Source organism: Terrimonas alba, from assembly GCF_042434975.1.
Taxonomy (GTDB): domain Bacteria; phylum Bacteroidota; class Bacteroidia; order Chitinophagales; family Chitinophagaceae; genus Terrimonas_B; species Terrimonas_B alba.
Genome location: NZ_JBHMQM010000006.1, coordinates 209,528 through 231,782, shown reverse-complemented (window position 1 = coordinate 231,782; position 22,255 = coordinate 209,528). Strand labels below are relative to the sequence as shown.

The 22,255-nt window shown below is 40.6% G+C and carries 19 protein-coding genes; 9 read left to right on the top strand and 10 right to left on the bottom strand.

Annotation, left to right across the window (positions count from 1 at the left end; genetic code table 11):
• Positions 1–150 precede the first annotated feature (150 nt).
• The 9 genes from ACFEL9_RS18240 to ACFEL9_RS18200 all read left to right on the top strand — a co-directional run bounded on the left by ACFEL9_RS18240 (position 151) and on the right by ACFEL9_RS18200 (position 10,980).
• Positions 151–1,359 (top strand): coiled-coil domain-containing protein, encoded by a 1,209-nt coding sequence (locus tag ACFEL9_RS18240; protein WP_385893204.1) that lies wholly within the window; start codon positions 151–153, stop codon positions 1,357–1,359.
• 147 nt (positions 1,360–1,506) lie between these two features.
• The gene (locus tag ACFEL9_RS18235) at positions 1,507–2,328 is read left to right on the top strand and encodes a thymidylate synthase (protein ID WP_385893201.1); all 822 of its coding nucleotides are present in this window, start codon (positions 1,507–1,509) and stop codon (positions 2,326–2,328) included.
• 193 nt (positions 2,329–2,521) lie between these two features.
• Entirely contained in the window at positions 2,522–3,010 is a 489-nt protein-coding gene (locus ACFEL9_RS18230; protein WP_385893199.1) for a dihydrofolate reductase, read from the top strand.
• 54 nt (positions 3,011–3,064) lie between these two features.
• Complete coding sequence (locus tag ACFEL9_RS18225) at positions 3,065–3,862, top strand: O-methyltransferase (protein ID WP_385893196.1); 798 nt, start codon at positions 3,065–3,067, stop codon at positions 3,860–3,862.
• 870 nt (positions 3,863–4,732) lie between these two features.
• Positions 4,733–5,839, top strand: coding sequence for a Re/Si-specific NAD(P)(+) transhydrogenase subunit alpha (locus ACFEL9_RS18220; protein WP_385893193.1), 1,107 nt, complete (start codon positions 4,733–4,735; stop codon positions 5,837–5,839).
• 282 nt (positions 5,840–6,121) lie between these two features.
• On the top strand, positions 6,122–6,421 hold the full coding sequence (locus tag ACFEL9_RS18215; protein WP_385893191.1) for an NAD(P) transhydrogenase subunit alpha part 2: 300 nt from the start codon (positions 6,122–6,124) through the stop codon (positions 6,419–6,421).
• Between the two features lie 126 nt (positions 6,422–6,547).
• Entirely contained in the window at positions 6,548–8,014 is a 1,467-nt protein-coding gene (locus ACFEL9_RS18210; protein ID WP_385893189.1) for an NAD(P)(+) transhydrogenase (Re/Si-specific) subunit beta, read from the top strand.
• 467 nt (positions 8,015–8,481) lie between these two features.
• Positions 8,482–9,855, top strand: a complete 1,374-nt coding sequence (locus tag ACFEL9_RS18205) for a methyltransferase RsmF C-terminal domain-like protein (RefSeq protein WP_385893187.1) — start codon at positions 8,482–8,484, stop codon at positions 9,853–9,855.
• Between the two features lie 72 nt (positions 9,856–9,927).
• Positions 9,928–10,980, top strand: a complete 1,053-nt coding sequence (locus ACFEL9_RS18200; RefSeq protein ID WP_385893184.1) for a LysM peptidoglycan-binding domain-containing protein — start codon at positions 9,928–9,930, stop codon at positions 10,978–10,980.
• Between the two features lie 29 nt (positions 10,981–11,009).
• On the opposite strand, the gene fmt is transcribed toward ACFEL9_RS18200, so the two are convergent.
• The 10 genes from fmt to ACFEL9_RS18150 form a co-directional block, all read right to left on the bottom strand.
• Positions 11,010–12,041 (bottom strand): methionyl-tRNA formyltransferase, encoded by a 1,032-nt coding sequence (gene fmt, locus ACFEL9_RS18195; protein WP_385893182.1) that lies wholly within the window; start codon positions 12,039–12,041, stop codon positions 11,010–11,012.
• A gap of 311 nt (positions 12,042–12,352) precedes the next feature.
• Positions 12,353–12,871, bottom strand: a complete 519-nt coding sequence (locus ACFEL9_RS18190) for a type VI secretion system tube protein Hcp (protein ID WP_385893181.1) — start codon at positions 12,869–12,871, stop codon at positions 12,353–12,355.
• 70 nt (positions 12,872–12,941) lie between these two features.
• Positions 12,942–14,327 carry a hypothetical protein gene (locus tag ACFEL9_RS18185; protein WP_385893178.1) on the bottom strand — a complete coding sequence of 462 codons (1,386 nt, stop codon included), beginning with the start codon at positions 14,325–14,327 and terminating at the stop codon, positions 12,942–12,944.
• 65 nt (positions 14,328–14,392) lie between these two features.
• Positions 14,393–16,282, bottom strand: a complete 1,890-nt coding sequence (locus ACFEL9_RS18180; RefSeq protein ID WP_385893175.1) for a hypothetical protein — start codon at positions 16,280–16,282, stop codon at positions 14,393–14,395.
• A gap of 25 nt (positions 16,283–16,307) precedes the next feature.
• Complete coding sequence (locus ACFEL9_RS18175; protein ID WP_385893172.1) at positions 16,308–17,288, bottom strand: hypothetical protein; 981 nt, start codon at positions 17,286–17,288, stop codon at positions 16,308–16,310.
• A gap of 16 nt (positions 17,289–17,304) precedes the next feature.
• Positions 17,305–19,461 (bottom strand): tetratricopeptide repeat protein, encoded by a 2,157-nt coding sequence (locus ACFEL9_RS18170; protein ID WP_385893169.1) that lies wholly within the window; start codon positions 19,459–19,461, stop codon positions 17,305–17,307.
• Positions 19,462–19,486: 25 nt separating this feature from the next.
• Positions 19,487–19,954 (bottom strand): hypothetical protein, encoded by a 468-nt coding sequence (locus ACFEL9_RS18165; RefSeq protein WP_385893166.1) that lies wholly within the window; start codon positions 19,952–19,954, stop codon positions 19,487–19,489.
• On the bottom strand, positions 19,951–20,442 hold the full coding sequence (locus tag ACFEL9_RS18160) for a hypothetical protein (RefSeq protein ID WP_385893163.1): 492 nt from the start codon (positions 20,440–20,442) through the stop codon (positions 19,951–19,953). Before ACFEL9_RS18160 ends, ACFEL9_RS18165 begins: the two co-directional genes overlap by 4 nt.
• A gap of 9 nt (positions 20,443–20,451) precedes the next feature.
• Positions 20,452–21,123 (bottom strand): hypothetical protein, encoded by a 672-nt coding sequence (locus ACFEL9_RS18155; protein ID WP_385893160.1) that lies wholly within the window; start codon positions 21,121–21,123, stop codon positions 20,452–20,454.
• Positions 21,124–21,202: 79 nt separating this feature from the next.
• The gene (locus ACFEL9_RS18150) at positions 21,203–22,174 is read right to left on the bottom strand and encodes a hypothetical protein (protein WP_385893157.1); all 972 of its coding nucleotides are present in this window, start codon (positions 22,172–22,174) and stop codon (positions 21,203–21,205) included.
• Between the last annotated feature and the right edge of the window lie 81 nt (positions 22,175–22,255).

The following is a 22,255-nucleotide window of genomic DNA, read 5'->3' as shown; positions in this document are numbered from 1 at the left end:
TTTTAGTGATCCTTTCTTCCGGATGTTTACTTAAAGATTGTTGATGTAGTTACTGTTTGGAATTCCCACCTTAATTCCTCCGCAAACAATTATTGTCCGATCCTTTTAAACCAGGGTATGTAAAAACTTTACGCAAAACTTTTTTTGAGAATGTTAGCCACTGGGTCCTCCTTTGATTTCGTACAATTTTTTCAAATACTTTGCTGGATCGTCATTCCCGCCTTTTTGATAACAGCCTTAGTCACTGTTTATCTTCATTACAAAAAAAGAAAAAAGGAAACTGCCATTGACGAGGAAGAGAAACTTCTGTCAGCATCACCTGAATTAGTTGGTTACACCAAAGGTGATGGTGAATTTGTGTGTTTTGATCATTCTCCACTGATAAGTGAATACAAAAAACGATTATCCTTTAATCACGCCAGGTACTCGGCGCTTCGTCATGATTTCGAAAAGCTGGAAGAAAAGTATGCCGGGCTTGCCAGTTATGCAGTCATAAATTTTTCAAACAAAAATTCAATTGATATGGAATATCCCTATGAACAAATGCCACAACAAATGCAGGAAGAGATTCAGCGAGTATCCGATCGTTATAGCCAGGAAAAGGAAGAGCTACTGGCCAGGCTTCAACAAATGAACCAGGCTTATACCAGTTTGGAAGAAGAGAACGAATCTTTGTCTGAGCAGCTAAAGCTTCGGTCAGCGGGTGCTGAAGAAGAACAATCCATATTAAGCAAGTGGAAAGAAGAAAATAGCCAATTGAAAGAAAAAGTAGCGGAGCAGGAATACATCAGGGAAGTATTGCAGGAGAAAAAATTACAGATTGAGTTTTTGCAGAACCAATTAGAGCAGCGCATAAAAACCAACCACCTTGATGAGTATCAAAAAAAACAGCTTCATACCGAGATAAATGACTTGAAAAATTTGCATGAAGAAGATGTGCAGAAGTTCGAGATCTTGACAAGAGAGTTTCAGCAAAAGAAAGAAGAAACTGAAAAACTACAGGTCATACTAACCGGCAAGGAAGAGCAGTTGGCAGAAAAACAGGAATTGCTGGCGTCAAAGCTGGATCATATCACCTTACTTGAAAATACCCTGCACGAGTCGAAAGAGAAATATGAAAGGCAAAATGAATTTGTTAATGAGTCAAAGGGTATTATTGCGGATTTGCAGGAACAACTGGTCAACGAACAGGCCAAGCTGCAGGCAGCCGAACAAAAATACGCAGCACAACGTCAAACCCTGCAACGTCTTTATAATGATATTTCCATGATCGTGGAACAAGAAAACAGTCAGTCTCCGGTGATTGCCTTGCGTCCCGAATATGTAAACAGGGAAGCAGAAGAGATTGCCGTTCATTAAACGGGTTTGATAGAAAAACCACATAAGTTGCCGGCTGATAAAAGCCGGCATTTTTTTTCTTTGCCACCTGGCTGGCCCCAATTCACACATTCCCCACAGTTTAGAATTGATAGCTTTCGGGCTAAACCCTATGGTTATCTTTGCAGCATGCAACAATATCTCGATCTTCTTCGCCATATTTTGGAAAATGGGGTTCATAAGACTGACCGTACCGGCATTGGCACACAAAGCTGTTTTGGCTACCAAATGCGATTTGATTTACAAAAAGGCTTTCCGCTTGTCACGACCAAAAAGGTACACCTGAAGAGTATTATCTATGAACTCTTGTGGTTTCTAAAGGGCGATACCAATATTGCTTATTTGAAAGAACATGGCGTAAAGATTTGGGATGAATGGGCTGATGCAAATGGAGACCTGGGGCCTGTCTATGGCAAGCAATGGCGGTCATGGGAAGGAAAGGATGGTAAAGTAATAGACCAGGTTACTGACCTGGTTGCTCAAATAAAAAAGAATCCCGACAGCCGGCGCCTGATAATCAGCGCCTGGAATGTCGCTGATCTGCCAGAAATGGCTTTGATGCCTTGCCACAACATGTTCCAGTTTTACGTGATGCCCCCTAACCCCCTAAAGGGGGAACAAAAAAGCCGTCTTTCATGTCAGCTTTACCAACGGAGCGCAGATGTATTTCTCGGAGTGCCTTTCAATATTGCTTCTTATGCTTTATTGACCATGATGATTGCACAAGTTTGTGATTTAGAACCGGGAGAATTTGTCCATACCTTCGGCGATGTGCACATTTACAGCAACCATATGGAACAGGTTCAGCTACAACTAAGCCGCGAACCATTTCCTTTACCAACCATGAAATTAAATGCTGCTGTAAAAAATATCTTTGATTTCAAATTTGAAGATTTTACACTCGAAAATTATCAGTCACACCCGGCTATCAAAGCACCCGTAGCGGTATAACCCCTGTCCCCTAAAGGGAGAACTTATGTCGAAGAAGCTTTCTATTTTGTCAATTTCTTTTAATAACCAAATAAGGATAATTTTATTTTGTGAGTTCTTGCCTGATCAATATTTTTTTAAACAATAGATCACTTGCAGCCAGGAGGGCTGTGAATGGTAAGCCTCCCTTTAGGGAGGTTTGGAGGGTTTCTCTATGATCATCTCTTTAGTTGTCGCTGCTGCCAACAACAATGCTATTGGTAAAAACAACCAGTTGCTATGGCATTTACCCAATGATATGAAGTATTTTAAAAATGTGACCTGGGGAATGCCGGTGGTAATGGGTAGAAAAACTTTTGAGTCGCTGGGAAAACCACTGGCGGGCCGAAAAAATATTGTTTTGACCAAACAGGATGGATGGAAGGCTGATGGCGTAGTTGCGGTAAAAGATTTTAATGATGCATTATTCCTGGTCAGGGAAATGGACGTGAAAGAAGTGATGGTAATTGGTGGCGGTGAAATCTATCGTTCCATTTTTGACAAAGCCAACCGCATTCATATGACAAGGGTAGATGCGGAATTTGAAGCAGATACTTTTTTCCCGGTGATAGATACGAAGGTTTGGAGATTGGTGAGTCAGAAAAATTATGAAGCCGATGCGAAGCATGCATATAATTATTCTTTCCAGGTGTGGGAGAGGTAAGTGCCGAATTTGAAAATTTGAAAATGTGCAAATGATTCTCGTAGTTTGCTGACCATGTATTCAAGGCTGAAGCTAGTTCAAAAATATCTTCGTTATTATTTTACTGCATACAATGGCAGGGGCCATGGCATGCACTCGCCGTTTATATTTGACTTTATCGTTAATGTACTAAATGATAAAACCAAATATCCCGCTTATCAGCAGGTGGAAAATTTGAGAAGCCGGTTAGTAAACGATCCGGCTATATTGGAAGTTGAAGATTTCGGTGCTGGTTCCGCCATTGATAAAACAAGTCGTCGAAGCGTTTCTTCTATCGCAAAAAATGCTGCTAAACCACCAAAGTATGGGCAGTTGCTGCATCGTATGGTCAGCTACTACCAGCCGCAGACAATTCTCGAATTGGGAACATCATTAGGTATCACGACTTCTTACCTGTCATTGGCAAAGCCCAATGCAAGCCTGGTAACTATGGAAGGAGCTTCATCTATTGCTGAAAAGGCCGAACAAAACTTTAAGACGTTAAATCTTGAAAACATTACGATAAGGAAGGGAAATTTTGACAACACATTACCTACAGTTGTTGGTAGTCTTTCTTCAGTTGACTTCATATTCATCGATGGAAATCATCGCCAGGAACCCACTGAACGCTATTTCAATCAACTGCTCCCTGTGCTAAATAATAACTCAATACTAATCTTTGATGATATTCATTGGAGCAGCGAAATGGAAGAAGCATGGAAAAACATTCAACAACATCCGGCTGTGCGATGCACAATCGACCTTTTTTTTATTGGGATTGTATTGTTAAGGCAGGAATTTAAAGAAAAACAGCATTTTTCGATACGCTTTTGAAAGGCCCTCCTCCCGAGGAGGAGGTTATCTGATCATAGCCCTTGTCTACCAACAGCTAATCGTAACCCAAATCTCTCCCTTAGGTTTTTGCTTTAATAGACCGGTATAGGGAATATTCCAGCGCCTTGTTTTCGCCGATTTATTGGTCACCTAATTTCAGAGACTGCAAGCGAAAAACACAGCCGCCTCCAGTGGCTACTTATAGCACGCAGCGGAGTCTTGTTTCTGTAGGTTTTTCAAATTTCATGTTGTTCTCATCGGCCAATTCTGCAGCGGAAATTTTGACATAAGGAAATGTACCGCATACCTGCCTGACGGCAGACAGGGAATTGGCCTTGAATTTTCTTTGTTACTTTCTTTTTTTTAAGAAAAAGAAAGTAAACGGAGTCTGCTTATCCGAAAGAAATAATCGAGAAACAGATACATGATTAAACTATAATGTAATAAGCATGGATAAAAATTTGGGTAAGGATAAGCTACCAACAGGCAGGTTTGCTTTTCGGAGATTCAAAAAAAATATCATGGTCTTCGAAAATGTTGGTAGGGACCTCACCTAGCCTCTCCAAAGGAGAGGAACGGCGCACAAGCCTCGCTTTTCGAAATCTCCGCATTTGATTAGAGTATTCGAAAGTGGCGAGTATAGTTATAATGATGATGGGGTAGTTATGGAGTTTGGAATCAGTAATGCTGTGCTATCCCTTCTCTCCCGGAGAAGGGATACGAGGGATGAGGTTTGATGAGCAGAATTCCCGGACGTACAAGAGTGCGACGCAACCAATGGTGAGTAGAATTACCTTAGCTTGGTATCAAAATTTTAATATCTTCGGTCAAAATCGGTTATATCATTCTTGAAAAAACAGTATTTCCTGCATGGTCATAGGAATATTAAAGGAGCCGCATCCCGAAACCCGGGTATCGTTGCTGGCAGAATCGGTAGCTACACTTACAAAAAAAGGCATTACTGTATTGGTGGAAAATGGAGCGGGTGAGAAGGCTTTTTGCAGCAATGCAGATTATGAAAAAGCAGGGGCAGGAATTAGCAGTGCAAATGAGATCGCCGCTTCGGCAGATATCATTTTGACGATACATCAGCCTGATCCCGCTTTATCCATTGCCAATTCCAAAATTTTAATCGGTGTTTACCAGCCTTTGTTTAATGGTGATACCATGAAACAATGGGCGTCAAAAGGTATTACAAGTTTTTCATTGGACATGTTGCCCCGCACTACCCGTGCACAATCGATGGATGTACTCAGCTCACAGGCTAATATCGCCGGTTACAAAGCTGTATTGCTGGCTGCTAATTCATATGGAAGATATTTTCCCATGTTCATGACGGCAGCAGGAAGTATTGCTCCCGCAAAAGTTTTAATACTTGGCGCCGGTGTTGCCGGTCTGCAGGCAATTGCCACGGCTAAAAGATTAGGCGCCGTTGTGGAAGTGTTTGATACAAGACCGGCGGTAAAAGAAGAAGTAATGAGCCTGGGTGCAAAGTTTGTGGAAGTGGAAGGTGCTGCCGATGCCAGCAAAGCAGGTGGTTACGCCGTTGAACAAACAGAAGAATACAAACAAAAGCAGCAGCAACGAATCGCAGAGAGTATTGCCAAAGCAGATATTGTCATCACTACAGCACAGATCCCCGGTAAAAAAGCGCCTATACTTATTACTGAGGAGATGATAAATGCTATGCGCAACGGATCGGTGATCATCGATATTGCGGCAGCTACCGGTGGTAACACACCCTTTACAAAAAATAACGAGACAGTTGTCTACAATGGTGTCAACATTATCGGAAACTCCAATTTGCAGGCAACGCTGCCATCAGATGCCAGCAAATTATATGGTAAGAACGTCCTTAATTTTTTACAACTGATCATAACAAAAGAAGGGACCATCAACCTGAACTGGGAAGACGATCTTGTAAAAGGAAGTTGTATTACACACGGGGGAGAGGTAGTACATGAGAGAGTGAAATAACCCTGTCTCCGCCGCGGCGGAGAACTTAGGTTGGTTTTGCGTTTTTAATTTTGAAAGTGCTTTAGCAGATGATAAATGTGTTGTCAACTTTAGTTCCCCGATCAGCTTTTGTTGCGCCTGCCCCGACGAGGAGCAAAGCAACGGAACCCGGGGTCGCACTCTTTATCGTTTAGTTCTTTATTGAGGTTTTGGATGTCAACAATATTTCTTAACAATAAACCACTGGCTGCTCTTTGGGCTGTGAGTGGAATCCTCCCTTTAGGGGAGGTCGGGAGGGGTTTTATGCTAAATTGGATAACCGCTAATCAACAGATCATCTACATCGTCATCCTGATGATCTTCGTCGGTATTGAAGTCATCGGCCGTGTACCAAGTGTTTTGCATACGCCGCTGATGAGTGGTGCCAATGCCATTCATGGAGTGGTGATCATTGGTGCCATCATTGTTATGGGTAAGGCTGAACATGACAATTACCTTGCTTTGATATTGGGTTTCCTGGCGGTAATTCTCGGGACATTGAATGTAGTGGGCGGCTTTGTAGTAACTGACAGGATGCTGGAGATGTTTAAGAAAAAGAAATAGTCTGAACCGGGATGTTTGAGATTATTGAGATTATCGGGATGAACAATTTCTTCATAATCCTATAATCCACTCAAAACTTGTCCCGAACTTGCTTCGGGATCAAGGTCAGACAAAAAAAATATAGAAATGGAATTAAATGTTTTGACACTTTGTTACATTATTGGTTCGGTAACATTCATCATTGGCTTAAAAATGTTGTCAAACCCGGCTACAGCAAGAAATGGTAACCTGGTGGCTGCCGCAGGAATGATGATTGCGATACTGGGAACAATTTTTTTGTACGAGGAAGATGGACAAAAACTGGGGAACTATGGCTGGATATTCGGCGGTATTGCCATTGGTTCTATAATAGGAACATTGGCTGCAAAAAAAGTGAAGATGACCGCTATGCCGGAAATGGTGAGTTTGTTTAATGGAATGGGTGGTGCTTGTGCGGCGTTGATTTCAATAGTTGAATTTGATCATATTGCTAAAAACGATTTCCAGGTTCATCAATTTTCTTTTCAAATCGCCGACATAGTTGTAAAAACCAATTTAGGTAGTGCTCCTGTTTCAGCAGGTCATTTGTTAATAATCATTCTTGGTCTTATTATCGGCTCCGTATCATTTGCCGGAAGTATGATTGCTTGGGGAAAACTGAATGGAAGAGTGAAAGACTTTTCGTTTAAAGGACAGCATATATTCAATATTGTACTGCTGCTCGTGATTCTTTCATTGGCTGTTTATTTAATTGGCTGGATTCCTGCAAACGCAGCCATAATTTTCTATGCCATCTTTGCGTTGTCGTTGCTGTACGGTGTATTCTTTGTTTTCCCCATCGGCGGCGCCGATATGCCTGTTGTTATTTCGTTATTAAACTCTTTTACCGGCGTAGCCGCAGCTTGCGGCGGTTTCCTCTATGATAATAAAGTGATGCTGACGGGTGGTATCCTGGTTGGTGCTGCCGGTACGTTGTTGACGATATTGATGTGCAAAGCCATGAACCGCTCTTTACTCAATGTACTCATTGGTTCTTTTGGTGGTGGAGCTAAGGCAAGTGTACCGGGAAACAAAGACCAGGGACATTACAAGGAAATCAGTTTAAGCGATACGGCTGTGGTCATGAGTTATGCGAACAAGGTGATAATCGTTCCCGGTTATGGTCTTGCAGTTGCACAAGCACAACATGCCTGTCATGAGCTGGAAAAATTGTTGGAAGAGAAAGGTGTTACAGTTAAGTATGCTATTCACCCGGTGGCAGGCCGTATGCCCGGTCATATGAATGTATTACTCGCCGAAGCGGATGTTAGCTATGACAAACTCGAAGAAATGGAGCAGGCTAATGAAGAGTTTCCGACGACCGATGTGGTGTTGGTCCTTGGTGCGAATGACGTAGTAAACCCTGCGGCAAAAACAGATCCTTCTTCGCCCATTTATGGTATGCCGATATTGGATGTAGAATTAGCCAAAAATGTGATCGTTAATAAGCGAAGCATGAAACCGGGCTATGCCGGTATCGAGAATGATCTTTTCTTCCAGCCAAAAACGTCTATGCTGTTTGGTGATGCCAGGAAAGTGTTACAGGATCTGATTGGGGAGATAAAGAATTTATAGTTTTTGTTCGTTTATGAAGCCGGTTAAACCATTTTTGCTGGGTGTTTGGGTGCTAACTGGAATATCCTTCTTCGGAATAATACAATTGGGTGTTTTGTATTATTTAAATAGGGAAAACGAAATTCTAAATTCATACAAAGTTTTTTCCTTTTATAATTTTTCTGTGATCCTTTTTCCTCTAGGTGAGGCATTTATTTATTGGCTTTTGAGATTTAATATGCACAGAAGGATATGGGTTCATATGCATATTTGGCTTTTGTTTACTGGTTTAGTGTTACTTCCCGTTTTTATGTTTACGTCCGCTTTATTTATAAGTTATAATTATCCACCCACTGATTTTCCAAATTTGTATAGGTTAATTGACTGGCTAAATTTTTGGATTGTTTGCTGCCTTATTTTACTGGCTCACATATTTTTTATTGCTACTATTGTGAAATATTTCAAACGGAAAAATGAAGTGACAGAGAATGAAACACCTGCCGGTCTCCTTGATGAATTCGTTAGCTGATATTAAAGGTTTCGATAAAGAAGCCTTTGAAAAAGTACATGCATCCGGCGAGCAAATCACTTCAATACGAATAAATCCCTTCAAAATATCGGAGTCTTCGCAAGTCCCCTCTTTGGGAGGGGATTTAGGGGAGGCCGTTCCCTGGACTGAATATGGCTTCTATCTTTCAGAACGACCGTCCTTCACCTTCGATCCCCTTTTCCATGCAGGCCTTTATTATGTGCAGGAAGCCAGTAGTATGTTTCTCGAACAGGCATTAAAACAAACCGTAGACCTTTCACAGCCGCTAAAAGTGCTGGATCTTTCTGCGGCTCCGGGCGGTAAGTCAACCCATATTCAATCGCTAATTTCCAAAGACAGTTTGCTTGTCAGTAATGAGGTGATCCGCTCCAGGGCTAATATCTTAAAAGATAATATTGTCAAATGGGGTTGCAGTAATGTGATGGTGACTAATAATGATCCAAAAGATTTTGCAAGATTGGAGAATTATTTCGACGTGATAGTAGTAGATGCTCCCTGCAGTGGCAGCGGGCTTTTCCGTCGTGAGCCGGAAGCAATGGATGAATGGAGTTTGAATAATGTGCAATTATGTTCGCAACGACAACAACGAATTCTTGCAGATGTATGGCCTGCATTAAAAAAAGAGGGTATTTTAATATACTCAACATGTTCTTACTCTAAAGAAGAAGATGAAGATATATTAGATTGGATGACAGGTCAACTACCAGCTGCCAACTGCCAACTCTCTATCAGAAATGAATGGGGAATAGTTGAGACGACTTCTGCTGCCGGAAATAAAGGTTATCGTTTCTGGCCCGATAAAGTAAAGGGAGAAGGCTTTTTTCTTGCCTGCTTTAGAAGGAAAGATGGCGAAGAAGATGCTTCATTTAGAATAAAGAGAAAACCGGAACAGTTAACCAAAAATGAAATAGCCATTATTGAAAAATGGGTAGACATAACCGGCAATAATTTTATAAAAAATCAAAACACGGTATATGCCTGGCCTTCCTGGTTAAGCAACGACTTTGCGTGGTTGTTAAATAACCTGAGGGCTGTTTATTCAGGTACAATTATTGGGGAAATTTTGAGAGACAAATTAGTTCCTGATCATGCGCTGGCAATGAATCCAATCATCAGCAAACATATTGGCTCTCTGCCTCTTGATTACACACAAGCGATTAACTATTTGAAAAGAAAAGAAGTACAATTACAGATAAAAGATAAAGGCTGGCAATTGGTAAACTATTTGGGGCATCCGTTAGGATGGATCAATGTTTTGCCCAACCGGGTCAATAATTATTACCCTAAAGAATTGCGTATTTTAAAGGATTGAAGTAAAGCTGTAAATCAAAAAACCACATCTTTGCACAATACCTCCAATGTCAAACGAAAATTAAATGATCATATGAAGAAGCCGTTCCTTTTGTTTGTTTTATTTGTTTGTGTTGTTCTTTGCGCAGATGCACAGTCCGGCCAATTGAATATTAAAGGCAGCAATAAAAATCATTACCTCGATCATACTGTTGCGCCGAAAGAAGGTTTATTTGCGATAGGCAGATTATATAATATCCATCCCAGGCATATTGCCGCTTACAATAAAATTGATTTGAATGCAGGCCTGGCTATTGGTCAAATTATACACATTCCATTAACCGATACCAATTTTACACAAAAGACAAAAAAAGGCACACCTGTTTATTATACAGTGGGGGAAAGTGAGGGCTTGTTAAAAGTCAGCAACAGCAATAATAATGTGGCAATGCAAAAATTGCGTGAGTGGAATGGCCTTAAAACTGACAATACCACTGCCGGTTCAAAATTGATCGTGGGCTATTTGATTTCCCCGGAGATGCTGGCCAGGGGGCCGGTTAAAGAACCGGCGCCGGTGAATGCTGAAAAAGAAACGGTAAAAGCTGAAGCAATGAAAGAAAATGCTGGTAAGTCAGCGACTTCCGAAAGTAAACCCGCAATAACAGCGGAAAAAACAGTTGCTAAGAGTGAGCCAGAAGATAAGAAGGCTGTAAAAGATGTTGCCGTAAAAGAACAGCAGGTAGTGAAAAACACACCTGTACAGGAAAGAAGGCTTGAAAAAAGCGAACCTGTATCGGTGGCTGAAACAACAACTGCTAATACAGACCAGGGTTATTTTAAAACTTCATTTGAGCAACAGGTTAAAATATACCCGGCTGCCATCAATTCAACAGTTACCTCCGGCATCTTCAAGACAACCAGCGGCTGGCAAGATGCGAAATATTATATGCTGATGGATAAAGTGGCGACAGGTACGATTGTCAGGGTGATAAACCCCGGCAACAATAAAGTTATTTTTGCCAAAGTATTGGGTGGAATGAATGGCATTCGCCAGAATGACGGCTATGATATACGCATCAGTAATGCAGCAGCCGCTACCTTAGGTGTAACTGAAACAGATAAATTTATTTTGAAAGTCAACTATTGAGGTGTTGTTGACCCTGCCTGTAGTTTCATTCAGCGAAAATGATACCCTCTCAGGAAATCCTCAATGAGCATTTTCTTTTTTCCTTCGAGTTGCAACTCCTTTGCATGAACATAACCGTCAGCACAGGCAAATTTTAAAAAGGTTTTTCCATCCGTTTCATGAAAGCCCGGAGTGATGGTGATCGGTGAAATTTCTTTTTCACTCCTGTATATTTTCAGCGTTTTCCCATTTAGTTCTGTAAATGCACCCGGAAAAGGAGAGAGGCCACGGATAAGATTGTGAACTTCCTCAGTGGGTTTGGTAAAATCTATTTTGCAGGTTTCGGTAAAAATTTTTGGAGCATGCTTTAATGGGGAGTCATGAGTGGGGAGTGGGGAACAGGAGTCCGAACTTTCCGGGGCTTCTTTTGATAATTGCTTATTGCCGGTTGCCGATTGTGATATTTCCTTCAGTGTCCCTTCCGCCAATCCTTTTACCGTTTTTACCAGCACCTGTGCACCAATCTCTTTCATTTTATCATGCACTTCACCGGCAGTTTCATTTTCCCCGACAGGAAAGCTTTCCTGTAACAAGATGTCGCCGGTATCAATTTCATGCTTTAGTTTAAATGTGGTGACCCCGGTTTCTTTTTCACCATTGATCACTGCCCAGTTGATAGGCGCTGCACCCCGGTATTGTGGCAACAGCGATCCATGAAGATTAACGGAACCCAACCGGGGCATATTCCAAACCACTTCGGGCAACATGCGAAAGGCTACCACTATTTGCAGGTCGGCCTGTAATGATTTTAACGCTGCGAGAAATTCAGGACTTTTTAATTTCTCCGGTTGTAAGACTGTCAAGCCATGCTCAATTGCATATTTCTTGACGGCGCTTTCGGTCATTTTCATACCTCTGCCGGCAGGTTTATCAGGTGCGGTAATAACGCCAACAATATTGTAGCCTGCTTTTACCAATGCATCTAACGATGCAACGGCAAACTCAGGAGTGCCCATAAATACAATTCGCAAAGCGTGCAGGGCGAGGTTAAAAGTTGCTGGCCCGGTTTCTCTATTCTTCATCTGGTATTCTAACATGCCAGCGAAGGTAAATAAACTGCGATAACTATTCTTTCATTACTACATCAACGTTTGCTACGATTTCATTTTCCTTTTTATTTCATAGTTTTTGTTTTAACCATGCTGTATTAGTTTGCTTTAAAATCATTATTGTCTGTGTAAATTTTATCGAATCTTTTGAAACTCTTTATGGTTGAGGGCTCTAAGCCCCATCTCCTTTGGAGAGGGGGTGGGGGTGAGGTCTTGATCGGCAAAGAGTTAAATAAGTTAGTCGGACAACAATACTTTAAAATATTCATTTTTTATTTCTGGTATCAGAAAGCCGCCCATTCCGCTTTGGTATCTTCATCCCATCCGTATTTACGTGAAACGGCTGATGCTCCTGTTTTGTCGGTTTGGTAGTAAGTCCAGCCAATACGGGTGGCTTTTAGTGTTATAGTTGTAGTCATTTGACTGTTACATCCCATCGTTTCTGAACAAGCTAATACACTGATATTTTCCATTTTGATAGTATATGCGGTGACCAGCCGGAAGGACCCATCCGAAGCTGGAGTGGTAACAGTTACTTGCCCGTTAAGCAATAGTTCGCCATTAGTCAGAGCCCTTTTTAAATCAGCAGAAGCTCCGCTGATGTTCATGGTGAAATCGAGCTGTGAAATATTTTTTCCGCCGGAATTAATGGAAGTTGCCCCAATCAATCTTTCAAAACCTTTTAATACAACTTCACCTTTGATTTGCTGACCTCTTGCATCGGTTAATTTAATGAACACATCCATTTTTTGTGCGAAACTGAAAAGCGGTGATAGCAATAAAATGAAAATGATTGTACGCATGAAAAGTGATTTTAAGTTTGAATAATTAGTAAGTGTTTTAGGTAAGTCATTTCATCATTGCAAATGGCCACTATTTTTTCCCATACACATCATAAATACCACTACCGGGAGATTTTGCGTCAAGCAGGTGCAATAGCCGGGCGCCTTTGATGCATGACCAATGTGCATGATAAGTTTTTGCTCCGCTTTCTATTTTTGAAAAATGTATCTGCCAGTTATTAGGAACAGAAAATTTGCCGGAAGATTTTACTTCGGTGTATTTCGTATTGCCTACCATGCCACTTACCACCAGTAACCTCCAGTTATACGAATTGCCTGCACCAAACAAAAACTCCTGGTTTGATTGATGAATATTCATGCCTGCATAGTTGCCGGTGTAAACATTATAAAGTTGTTGCACACCGGTGAAGTCACTTGTCCAGGTGCCGTTAAAATCGGAGGCAGCTATTGCGAATTTGTTATAGTTGACCATTTTTTCCATAGGCTTCAGCAGATCAGTTTCACTATCCCAGCGGATGATTTCAGGATCAAATTTGTATTGCTGTATAAAACTATTTTTATCAGGACTAATAAATTCAAGCCAGCCGGTTTCTCCCTGCCTGTACAGAACAATAAAAACATCTTTGCCAGTAGCATTATCAGTAGCAGTGCCCATACCCAGATAAGGCCTGTTATACGTACTTATATAAGTGGTCATATAATTTCTCAGATTGCTGTATCGTGGAGCTACTAAAATATTCCATGCTGTATTAGTAAGGGGTTCCGGATCGGCGGGAAATATGGTGCCTTCTTTTGGATAATGAATAAGAACTTTGCTATTATTCTTTACTACTTCCACCCAATCTTCCTGCACAGTACTTGTCCAGCCATCATCAAAATTGGTTGTAGTAAAAGCGAAACCATCTTTTTTTGCAGTTGATATTGGCTGCGTATTTTTTTCAGAAGCAGATGATGGTTTGGTAGTTGTTTGAGTTTGTTTTTTTAGGTTAATTGATTCAATAAATGCAGTCATTTCTTTTTCATACACATCGGTATTGGTAAGTATGATAAGGTTCACCATTTTTTCGAAGACTGTGGAGGTAACCAATACTACTACACCTTTATTGCCATCACTTTCAAATGGGGCATAGCCACTTTGTGTTTCCCATCCGTTCTCTGTGGCGGAAGGCTGCATTTCCGGTGGCGTTGAAACTGTTACCATTTCTTTTACTAAAGAGGCCCATGCCAGATCAAAATTTTCTTTTGAGCTGGCGGTACCCGGCATTGCTTTATACAGTGTTATCAGGCAGTAAGTTCCTTTTGCTGCATCTTCTTTTGAAAACTGTACGGCGCTTTCAGCCGGTTGTTTTTTCCAACCTTTGGGAGCAGTATAGGTAGCAAGGTCAAACGTTTGTGTTTGTGCAAATGTGTTTATTGCGCAAACACAAATCGCACAGAGAAAAATTATTTTTTTCATGTTACTTATTTCTTGACCAAAAGTATTCCGCTTGTCATTGAATTCTATCCTGTAAAACAGGGATTTTACTCTTTAGTGATTTTAATATTGTTGATATAGAATTTATCGTTCTCCGCAGAGTTGCCACTACAATCAAATGAAAGGGCATTAAATAAATGAGCGGCTGGTATTGCTTTTTCGTATTCTGCTATTTTATTTTTATCAATAAACACCTGAAGCATTTCATCCATCTTTTTAATGGTAACCGTAATGCGGTTATTTTTTTTATTGTTGGAAAAACCATTAGCAACATACCATTTAGTGCCATTTGAATAGCCCGGAGGAAAAGGGAATTTTCTTTCAAGTTCTGCCTCTCCATCACGGCCATCAAATCCAGGCCGTAGCTTAAGTTTCAGATAGGATTCTGCATTGCCAGGTGATGTTTCTTTTGATAATTGCATGGTTAAGCCTTTTGCACCCCATGTAAAATTTTGTGATGCTACGAGGTCGTAACTAAAGGTGAAATTTTGAGGTAGCGGTTTTTTCAACAGCGTTGCGTTGATGTAGTGACCTCTTAACTCAACCCAGTTACCATCCAATCCATCAGGCTGTGTAATCACAGCTGTTGTTCCTGCATTAGCCAATTTTGTCTGCCAGCCAATTGGTTTTTTGCCTGGGGTTGTTGTTGAAAAATCTTCAAAGAAAAAAATATTTTTCTCAGCAGTAATTTTCTTACTCGTTTTCGATGCTTCCCTAACTACCACTGCTTCTTTGAAAGATGGAGAACGGAGTGGTTTGTATTGTTGTCCTTTTACTTTTTCCGGTTTGAAGAAAAAATTATAGACATAATCAAAATTAAAATTATGCAGTATTGATTCGTGTAAGTGGTTATTAAAGGACTCGTTCGGCATTCCCATTGTCCACCTGATCACAAGCCATTGCGGCTGGTCTGTTTTGCAAAGTGCCAGTGCGATCTTTTTTACTTTTAATATAGGGAAAGTGGTATGTACGCCTTCCTTTCCATATATATTCTTGTTGGCAAATATGTCATCATGATCTTCTGTTGCATTTACAAAATCATAAAGGTTTATTTGAGTTTTGGAAAGTTGCAATTCGGCAATGTCGTTCCATTTGGCTTTATATTTTTCTTTCAGCCTGGCAAGGTTCTTTTGAGCAACTGCAAATTTTTCTGCTGGTACAGGATCTATTTTTTGCCAAACCGGGAATTGCATTTCCGCTTCTGTAAAAAAATCACCAATAGTTACGTTCTCAAATGGCAGCTCATTGTCTTTGGTCAAAATGACAACGTAGTGGGCATAGTCGTCAATAGTTTTTGGTGGTACATAAAAATGTTTGTAGGCTTTGATATTTTTGTGGGTATTGAAGTCCATTAAATTACTGGCGGCTTTGTCATCAGCATCATATCCTTTTATATTGCCATTGAAATCAGGGAGTACAAAATAGTATTCTTCGGCACTTGAAATAAAAGATACCGGATCGCTGATGTATTGTAGTTGATTGGCCTCAATGCGCCAATATTCTGCAAGATTGTTTTGGGGTGCAAATTTTCCTTGGTCATCTTTTTTTAAAAACATATACATTTTTGAAAAAGCGCCATATAAATGTGGCAGGGCATTCCCATGCATATTTATTGCATTGCCTAACCGGCTATTTGTGCCGCTGAATTTTGGTATGGCATTTTGATAGTAGCCCGCATCTCCTAAACAACCTTTAGGCAGATAAGATTGTTGCATCCATTCTACAAACTGCTGACTGTAGCCTATTTGGGTGGCACTGTATGTTCTGTTGCCAAGCTGTTTTCCTTTTGGCGGCGTAGTATGCTTATAAATTTTCATCCAGCCAATATCAATATCAGCAATACTTTCGAGTTTGAAGCCAATGCGGTCAACGTATATAGGCTGTGTCTGCGCAGTGAAAGAGGCTATTACAAGTGCAAGGAGAATTATTTTTTTCATACCATACCAATTAGATAATTATAATTTATTTTCCCAGCATATTTTTTAGTGTTGCAAAATCAACGGCTTTTTTTATGTTGGCAATATTTTCTTCGAATACAGTATCGCCATGAGCAATTTTGTAAACGACGGAAAAAAATTGCGGAGACGACCTTGCTGTTTTTTTATGATAATAATTAAGGTTTGGTTTTACGGCAATAAAGGAGCCCCGGGTGCCTTCTTCAACAAATCCTTCAAACCTCTCTTCTTCATTCCACATGCAGATGGCCGGTTGTTTAAGTTCTTCTTCAGGTCTTTTTAAATATTCATCAATCGTGCTAATGAACTTGTCAAAATATTTTTTTTCGGAGGGACTGTCCTGTATGTCTTTTTCCAATCTTTTTCTTTGAATCAGTAAATATTCTTTCTGACTGACGTAGTAAAAGGGAAGCGTGTCATTATAAGTGATTAGCCAGCGGTATTCTTTTATCTTGTCTGCCGGGTCACCAATTATTTCTTCTCCCATAAAATAATACCCGTCTTTTTTCTCAGGTTTTTTTGTCAATTTTAAATAACCTCTGAAATCATCAGCGGGAAGATTAGCCGCATAAAGATTGTTCAAAGAAAAAATTTCGTTGGCAGCAATGTTTACTGTTGTAGGTGTAGAAATGTCCGTATAGTATTTCGATCTGTCGGTGCTGTTGTTATCGCAGTGATAACGCAGAATATACATGGCATAATGATAAGGATCGGCGACCCAGTTGCTTGCAGCACCCAGGTTCTTCCCAAACACATTGCTATATGAAATTTCACAACCTGCAGGATGATAATTTGAGGAAATCATTTTGTGCACTCCTGCCAATACTGCTTTTTCCTTCACCAAATCCGGAGCAGCTACGTTTTGAATAAAACCCTTTGTACCTGCTTTCCATGTTCCCGGTTTTTTCTGTAAAATTTCTTTTGAACAATCCTGTGCCGATGACCAGATTGAAAACAAGAGACAAGCAATTATTATTTTGTACTTCATGATGCAGTTAATTTATTTACCATTCGGTTATTTTCATTCCTTTCAGTATACCTGAGCCACCAATCTCTCCATGCCCGCTGATTAGACTGACGCGGCCTTCCACTCCGGCTTCCACAGTAGTGGGAAAAGCATCTTTTCCCGCTATACCAATTCCGGGTGAGTCCGACTTTTCGTCCTCATCAAATATGCTTGTACCTGCCCCAACCTTAGCCTCTCCAATGAGTGTCACATCTTCCAGCCCTGTACGACCAAACTCAAGTTCAACTCCTGCACCCATTTTTGCTTCTACTTTCAAAGGGCCTGCCTTCAGGTCTTTTCCTGCTTCGACGCTTACTTTGAAAGTGCTGCTGATATATGTGTCACCTTCTGCCCTTTCAAAATCATCCTTTCTAACATAGTTTAGAAACATAAAATCAAATTCACTGGTCATGCGGCTGCAGTTGTTCTCAATGGTAATAATTTTTAAATCCAGTTTGCTTTTGTACTTGCAGGCTATATCATCAAATTTTGACAGCTTGAAAGGCTTTGCTTCTACATCTGTCTTGTCCTGGCACCATGAATTTTTATCTTTGAATCTCGGGTTCTGGTTCTGTAGTAAAGAGAGCCAGCTAATCTTTGCTTGCACTTTTGCTAGTTCAAAATTTTCCGGCCACATTGTATATTGATAGTAATACATTTCGTTATTGATCTTGCGTCGCATAAAGGCAAGAAAATCATTGAATGCATCCCGCAAGAGTGTGTTAGATGAACTCAGAAAGGAGTTGTTTGCCTTGTTATAGTCGGCACAAGCCGCTTCGAAAGGGTTGGGCTTGCCTTCTCCGAAATCATCTTCATATTGTTTGCCCAATGCTTCTATCTGGTTGGAAAGTATGTCTTCAAACTTCGCTACCTCAATGTTTGCATTGGCTACTGCCTGTCCCTTTTGCTGGTAAGAAAATGCAATATGCCCGTCTTTGTCAACAACGAGGTAACCGAGTTTTGCCATGGCTTTATGTGCAAAGCGTGGAAGGGGTTCAATCATTATCCCTCTTTGTCCCGCCTGCAGTAACTGTTTTGTTCGGGCATCATTTGCCTGCTTCACTACTTTCTCAAGTGTTTTCTCCTGCATTTCCAATTCATCTTTTTCTTCCTGGCATTTTTTCTTAAATGCATCCCATTCAACTTCCAACACTTCACTTTCTGCAACATTCATAGGATATTCAGGCCATTTAAATTTTTCCAATCCCAGCGGATCCTGAGGCATGGGCCTATCCCAGACAAGGTCTTTTTTATCAAGTTTATAACCCAACTTATTTAAGCGGTTTTCTTTGTCCATGCTGTAGGCTTTTGCAATACTGCGTTTAGTGGCATCAATTGCTCCTTTCCTGTTGCCCTTGCTTTCTTCGATCAATGATTTAGTTAGATTAGCCTGTGGATGATATGCGTAGATACGAATGGCGCTATCTATGTATTTTTCAGCGTTGCCAATTTCTCCAAGGCCAAACCATGCCTGCCCGAGATTATTGAGCAGCGTACTGTTTTTTGGATACCTGGCATTGAGATTATTGAGAATAGGAATAGCCAGGTGCTGTGCCCCCTGCATAGAAAGCATAGCCGAATAGTTGCTGAGATTATCGGTGTTGCCGGCATTTGTAGCACATAATTTTCCTAAAACATATAAGGCAAGCTCCGGCTTTCCCGCCAACCAAAGACCCATTGCCATATTGCCTGCTTCACCCACGTTTTTACTGTTTGACTTTATATAGTCATACGCTTTATTTCCCATTGATATCACTGCAGGTTTAAAAGTTGATGCCAACTTATTTTGTATCGCAGCTATATAGGCTCCCATTTTTGAATCCGTAACTGCTTTGGGAACGGCGGAAATACGTACAGCATCTCGTTTAGGCACAATGCGGTTTTCGTCGTCGTAAGCTTTTTTTAGTTGGGCATCGCTGATGCCGGACATGTTTTTTTGAATGCTTTTAGTATCCGGCATTTTAATGCCCATACTGTCCATCATCTTTTTATCTTCCGGACTCATTTCGTTCATTGCCGCCTGCATTTCCTTCATCATATCCGCCATTTCTTTTTGAGTGGGTGGCTTTTCTTTTGCGGGAGGTTTTTTTCCGGTTTGCGCAAATGTGGCAGCTATAGCAAGCAGCATACTGATTACAAGAAGATATTTTTTCATTGTAGTTAATTTTTATTCAGATCATTTATCTTAAATCGCCGCCGATAATATTGGTAACGTTGGCTACCTGTTCAATGATTCTTTTCAGTAAGGCTGTTGTGGTTGCCGTTTTATATATATCGGCTCTTAAGTACACTGTATTATCATCTGCATTCATTCCTATTTTTACCACATCATAATGGTCGTTCTGCTGCAGCAGGTATTTGTATTTTGTTTCGTTAATCTTTTCCGGCAGGGCTTCAGTAAGGTTCGTATAAATGATATACAGGTCGCTAATCTTTTGCACCACCACCTGATACGATGAAATGTTTTGGCCTCCATAAGGTATGGCAGCAAGGCTGTCATTCACCATTCTGAAAGGCAATCCTGTGCCGGTTAGCAATTTTTGCAAGGCCTGCACATTGTTTTTTACAGGAGCTTTTGGTTTTGATTGTGCAAAAGCAATGGCTGATGAAAGAAAAAAATAAAACATGAATAGAAAATACTTTTTCATTGTTGATTTATTAAGTGAAGGTTTTGAGAGAAGTCTTCTACAGGGCCCTTAAATATTTTATCGCTGAAGGCGAAAACAGCGCAGGTGGTCGATTGGTTCTTTCTAAACGAATGAAGCATAACCACACATTTTTTTTTGTTCTGGTAAAAATTGCCAATAGCTAAGGTGGATACCCATCCATCCCATAGTTGTTCCGTCATTATCCTGGCAGGTTTTTTATTTGCTTTAGTCAATCGTTTTACTACCCGTTCATTCCACTGGCTTATGACATCTTTCATTACATCAGTTTTTGACGGGAGGCTTTTGTATAAGGTAATTGTGCAAAAGCTACCGTCTTTATTCGTCATAGTAAAATGCACTTCTGATGACAATACGCTTTTGGTAAAAAATTCAGGCGGTTGATAGGTGAATACGTCGAAACTATCGGTTTGTGCAAAAACATTTATTGTCGCAAACATGGCAAGCGGTATTAAAAAAAGCTTTTTCACTTTACTATTTTAATATTCTTTTGAGATAACAGCAGTAAGAGGCGAAAAAGATTCATCTGTAAAACATTTCATATACCGGAAATCATTATTCAGAAAACCATATGCATTACTGAATACGATTGTTTTTCTACCAAGTGATGGATGCAGGTTTCCATTTTGGTCCTTGAATTCCAGGGTCAAACTAACGGATTCTATTTTCCATGCATCAAAGATTATATTAGGGTTATATTGTATCCTTAACACCAATCCCGATTTCTGGAATGTTTCCAGTGAGATCGGTTGTGCCTCCAGCCCCAGGCCAAACTCTGTTTCTGAATTTATTCTCATTTCATTGCCCAGGTTTTGCTGAACGTAGGTTCTCCATTCTGCTGGTGCGCTTTTCGCTGCCAATGCTACCCAAACAGCAGATGGAAATTCCTTATTATCACTTCCTGTTCTGATACTTACTCTTGCCGACGATAGGATATATACCGGCGTACTTGTATTGGCGGTACCGGAGGTTTTATTAGTTGTTGCTGGAGGAGGTGGTGGTGGCGGAACTATCTTGGGTTCAGTTGGCACAGGCTCAATAATCTTTGACGGAGCTTGTAGCCTGGTCTTCTCAGTCTTAGTTTTTATTTGCGCTTGTACTGCCATAATTGTAAAGACTATCAATGTCGAAAGGAATAATAATTTTTTCATGGTGATGTGTTTAAAGAGTATAATTGATAATGTAAAGATGACCATCCAAACAATGATTGTCTATCCTGCAAAAACAGGATTATTTGGTTTCACAAACCGTCCACCGGATATTGCTGGCCTCTGCATTGCCCCAACTTCCGCTGATAACTGCATTAAAGACCGTTGATCCCGCTGAAATTTTACCGGAGCTGATCTGGCTTTTTTCTATGGTGTAACTACTGTGAACGGTTTTTTGAAGTTGTTTGGAATTGGCGAAAATGATGGGTGAAAAAACCATCATATATTCCCTGGAAGAATATTCACTAACCGATGCACTCGCCATACTTGCACCAAGCACTGCAAATGCTGTGGCTTGCAGTTTTACATCATAATCAACTGTGACCGCCAGCCGGCGATTATCCAGCGGTATTGCACCGGGAATAGCGATATTGTTTTTTAATGCGCTGCTGATTTCGCTAAAGGATGCAACTGCCCCCCAGGCGGTTGCTTTTACAAAACAATTTCCATAGCTGCCGCCACCACCGCTGATTAAATAAGAGCTGCCTTTTACTTCGCCGGATGCTTTGGCACATACATCATTAATGCAAATATCCGCACGGGGGTCGGGTGCAGGAGGCGGCGGATTGGAACCTGGATTTGTACTGGTAATTATAGTAAATCCCAGGTAAGGATCAAAATGTATAAGCTCCGCCGTAGCTGGTGAAAATATAGACCTGATCTTGATTTGATAGTCTTTTTCATCTACATTAGCCTTCTCCCATATCTTGTCAAAAAAAAACTGGTATCCTGTCAGTATTTTTTGAGTAAGGCCAGCTTTCTCTTCGGTATTTTTTACTTTTCTCAACAGGTCAACATCTTTCCTGTACTGCTCGTAAGTGCCTGTTTGGTCTTCAGCCAAAAGCTTGTCAATCGTTTCTTTAACCGGTTTTACTACTTCGTTTAGCTGATTGAGCTGCTCTTTTGTTACCCGGTTGAGATCGGTTTTTTCCTGTGCTGATACTTGTAAAACGTAACCTGCCAGGAATAGAAAAGCAAAAATTAGCTGTTTCATGTAAACGGTTTTGAAGGGTTTAAAATCTGCACAAACAAACGACGACTATCAAAAACTATCAATCCCTGAAAAACAGGATAT

What these genes read in the sequence shown, in the direction of transcription:
- ACFEL9_RS18155 (WP_385893160.1), bottom strand. Translation starts at nt 21,123, where the DNA reads ATGAAAAAATTATTATTCCTTTCGACATTGATAGTCTTTACAATTATG.
- ACFEL9_RS18165 (WP_385893166.1), bottom strand. Translation starts at nt 19,954, where the DNA reads ATGAAAAAGTATTTTCTATTCATGTTTTATTTTTTTCTTTCATCAGCC.
- ACFEL9_RS18170 (WP_385893169.1), bottom strand. Translation starts at nt 19,461, where the DNA reads ATGAAAAAATATCTTCTTGTAATCAGTATGCTGCTTGCTATAGCTGCC.
- ACFEL9_RS18225 (WP_385893196.1), top strand. Translation starts at nt 3,065, where the DNA reads ATGTATTCAAGGCTGAAGCTAGTTCAAAAATATCTTCGTTATTATTTT.
- ACFEL9_RS18205 (WP_385893187.1), top strand. Translation starts at nt 8,482, where the DNA reads ATGAAACACCTGCCGGTCTCCTTGATGAATTCGTTAGCTGATATTAAA.
- ACFEL9_RS18180 (WP_385893175.1), bottom strand. Translation starts at nt 16,282, where the DNA reads ATGAAAAAAATAATTCTCCTTGCACTTGTAATAGCCTCTTTCACTGCG.
- ACFEL9_RS18235 (WP_385893201.1), top strand. Translation starts at nt 1,507, where the DNA reads ATGCAACAATATCTCGATCTTCTTCGCCATATTTTGGAAAATGGGGTT.
- ACFEL9_RS18200 (WP_385893184.1), top strand. Translation starts at nt 9,928, where the DNA reads ATGAAGAAGCCGTTCCTTTTGTTTGTTTTATTTGTTTGTGTTGTTCTT.
- ACFEL9_RS18240 (WP_385893204.1), top strand. Translation starts at nt 151, where the DNA reads ATGTTAGCCACTGGGTCCTCCTTTGATTTCGTACAATTTTTTCAAATA.
- ACFEL9_RS18210 (WP_385893189.1), top strand. Translation starts at nt 6,548, where the DNA reads ATGGAATTAAATGTTTTGACACTTTGTTACATTATTGGTTCGGTAACA.
- ACFEL9_RS18175 (WP_385893172.1), bottom strand. Translation starts at nt 17,288, where the DNA reads ATGAAGTACAAAATAATAATTGCTTGTCTCTTGTTTTCAATCTGGTCA.
- ACFEL9_RS18230 (WP_385893199.1), top strand. Translation starts at nt 2,522, where the DNA reads ATGATCATCTCTTTAGTTGTCGCTGCTGCCAACAACAATGCTATTGGT.
- ACFEL9_RS18190 (WP_385893181.1), bottom strand. Translation starts at nt 12,871, where the DNA reads ATGCGTACAATCATTTTCATTTTATTGCTATCACCGCTTTTCAGTTTC.
- fmt (WP_385893182.1), bottom strand. Translation starts at nt 12,041, where the DNA reads ATGAAGAATAGAGAAACCGGGCCAGCAACTTTTAACCTCGCCCTGCAC.
- ACFEL9_RS18215 (WP_385893191.1), top strand. Translation starts at nt 6,122, where the DNA reads ATGCTAAATTGGATAACCGCTAATCAACAGATCATCTACATCGTCATC.
- ACFEL9_RS18185 (WP_385893178.1), bottom strand. Translation starts at nt 14,327, where the DNA reads ATGAAAAAAATAATTTTTCTCTGTGCGATTTGTGTTTGCGCAATAAAC.
- ACFEL9_RS18220 (WP_385893193.1), top strand. Translation starts at nt 4,733, where the DNA reads ATGGTCATAGGAATATTAAAGGAGCCGCATCCCGAAACCCGGGTATCG.
- ACFEL9_RS18150 (WP_385893157.1), bottom strand. Translation starts at nt 22,174, where the DNA reads ATGAAACAGCTAATTTTTGCTTTTCTATTCCTGGCAGGTTACGTTTTA.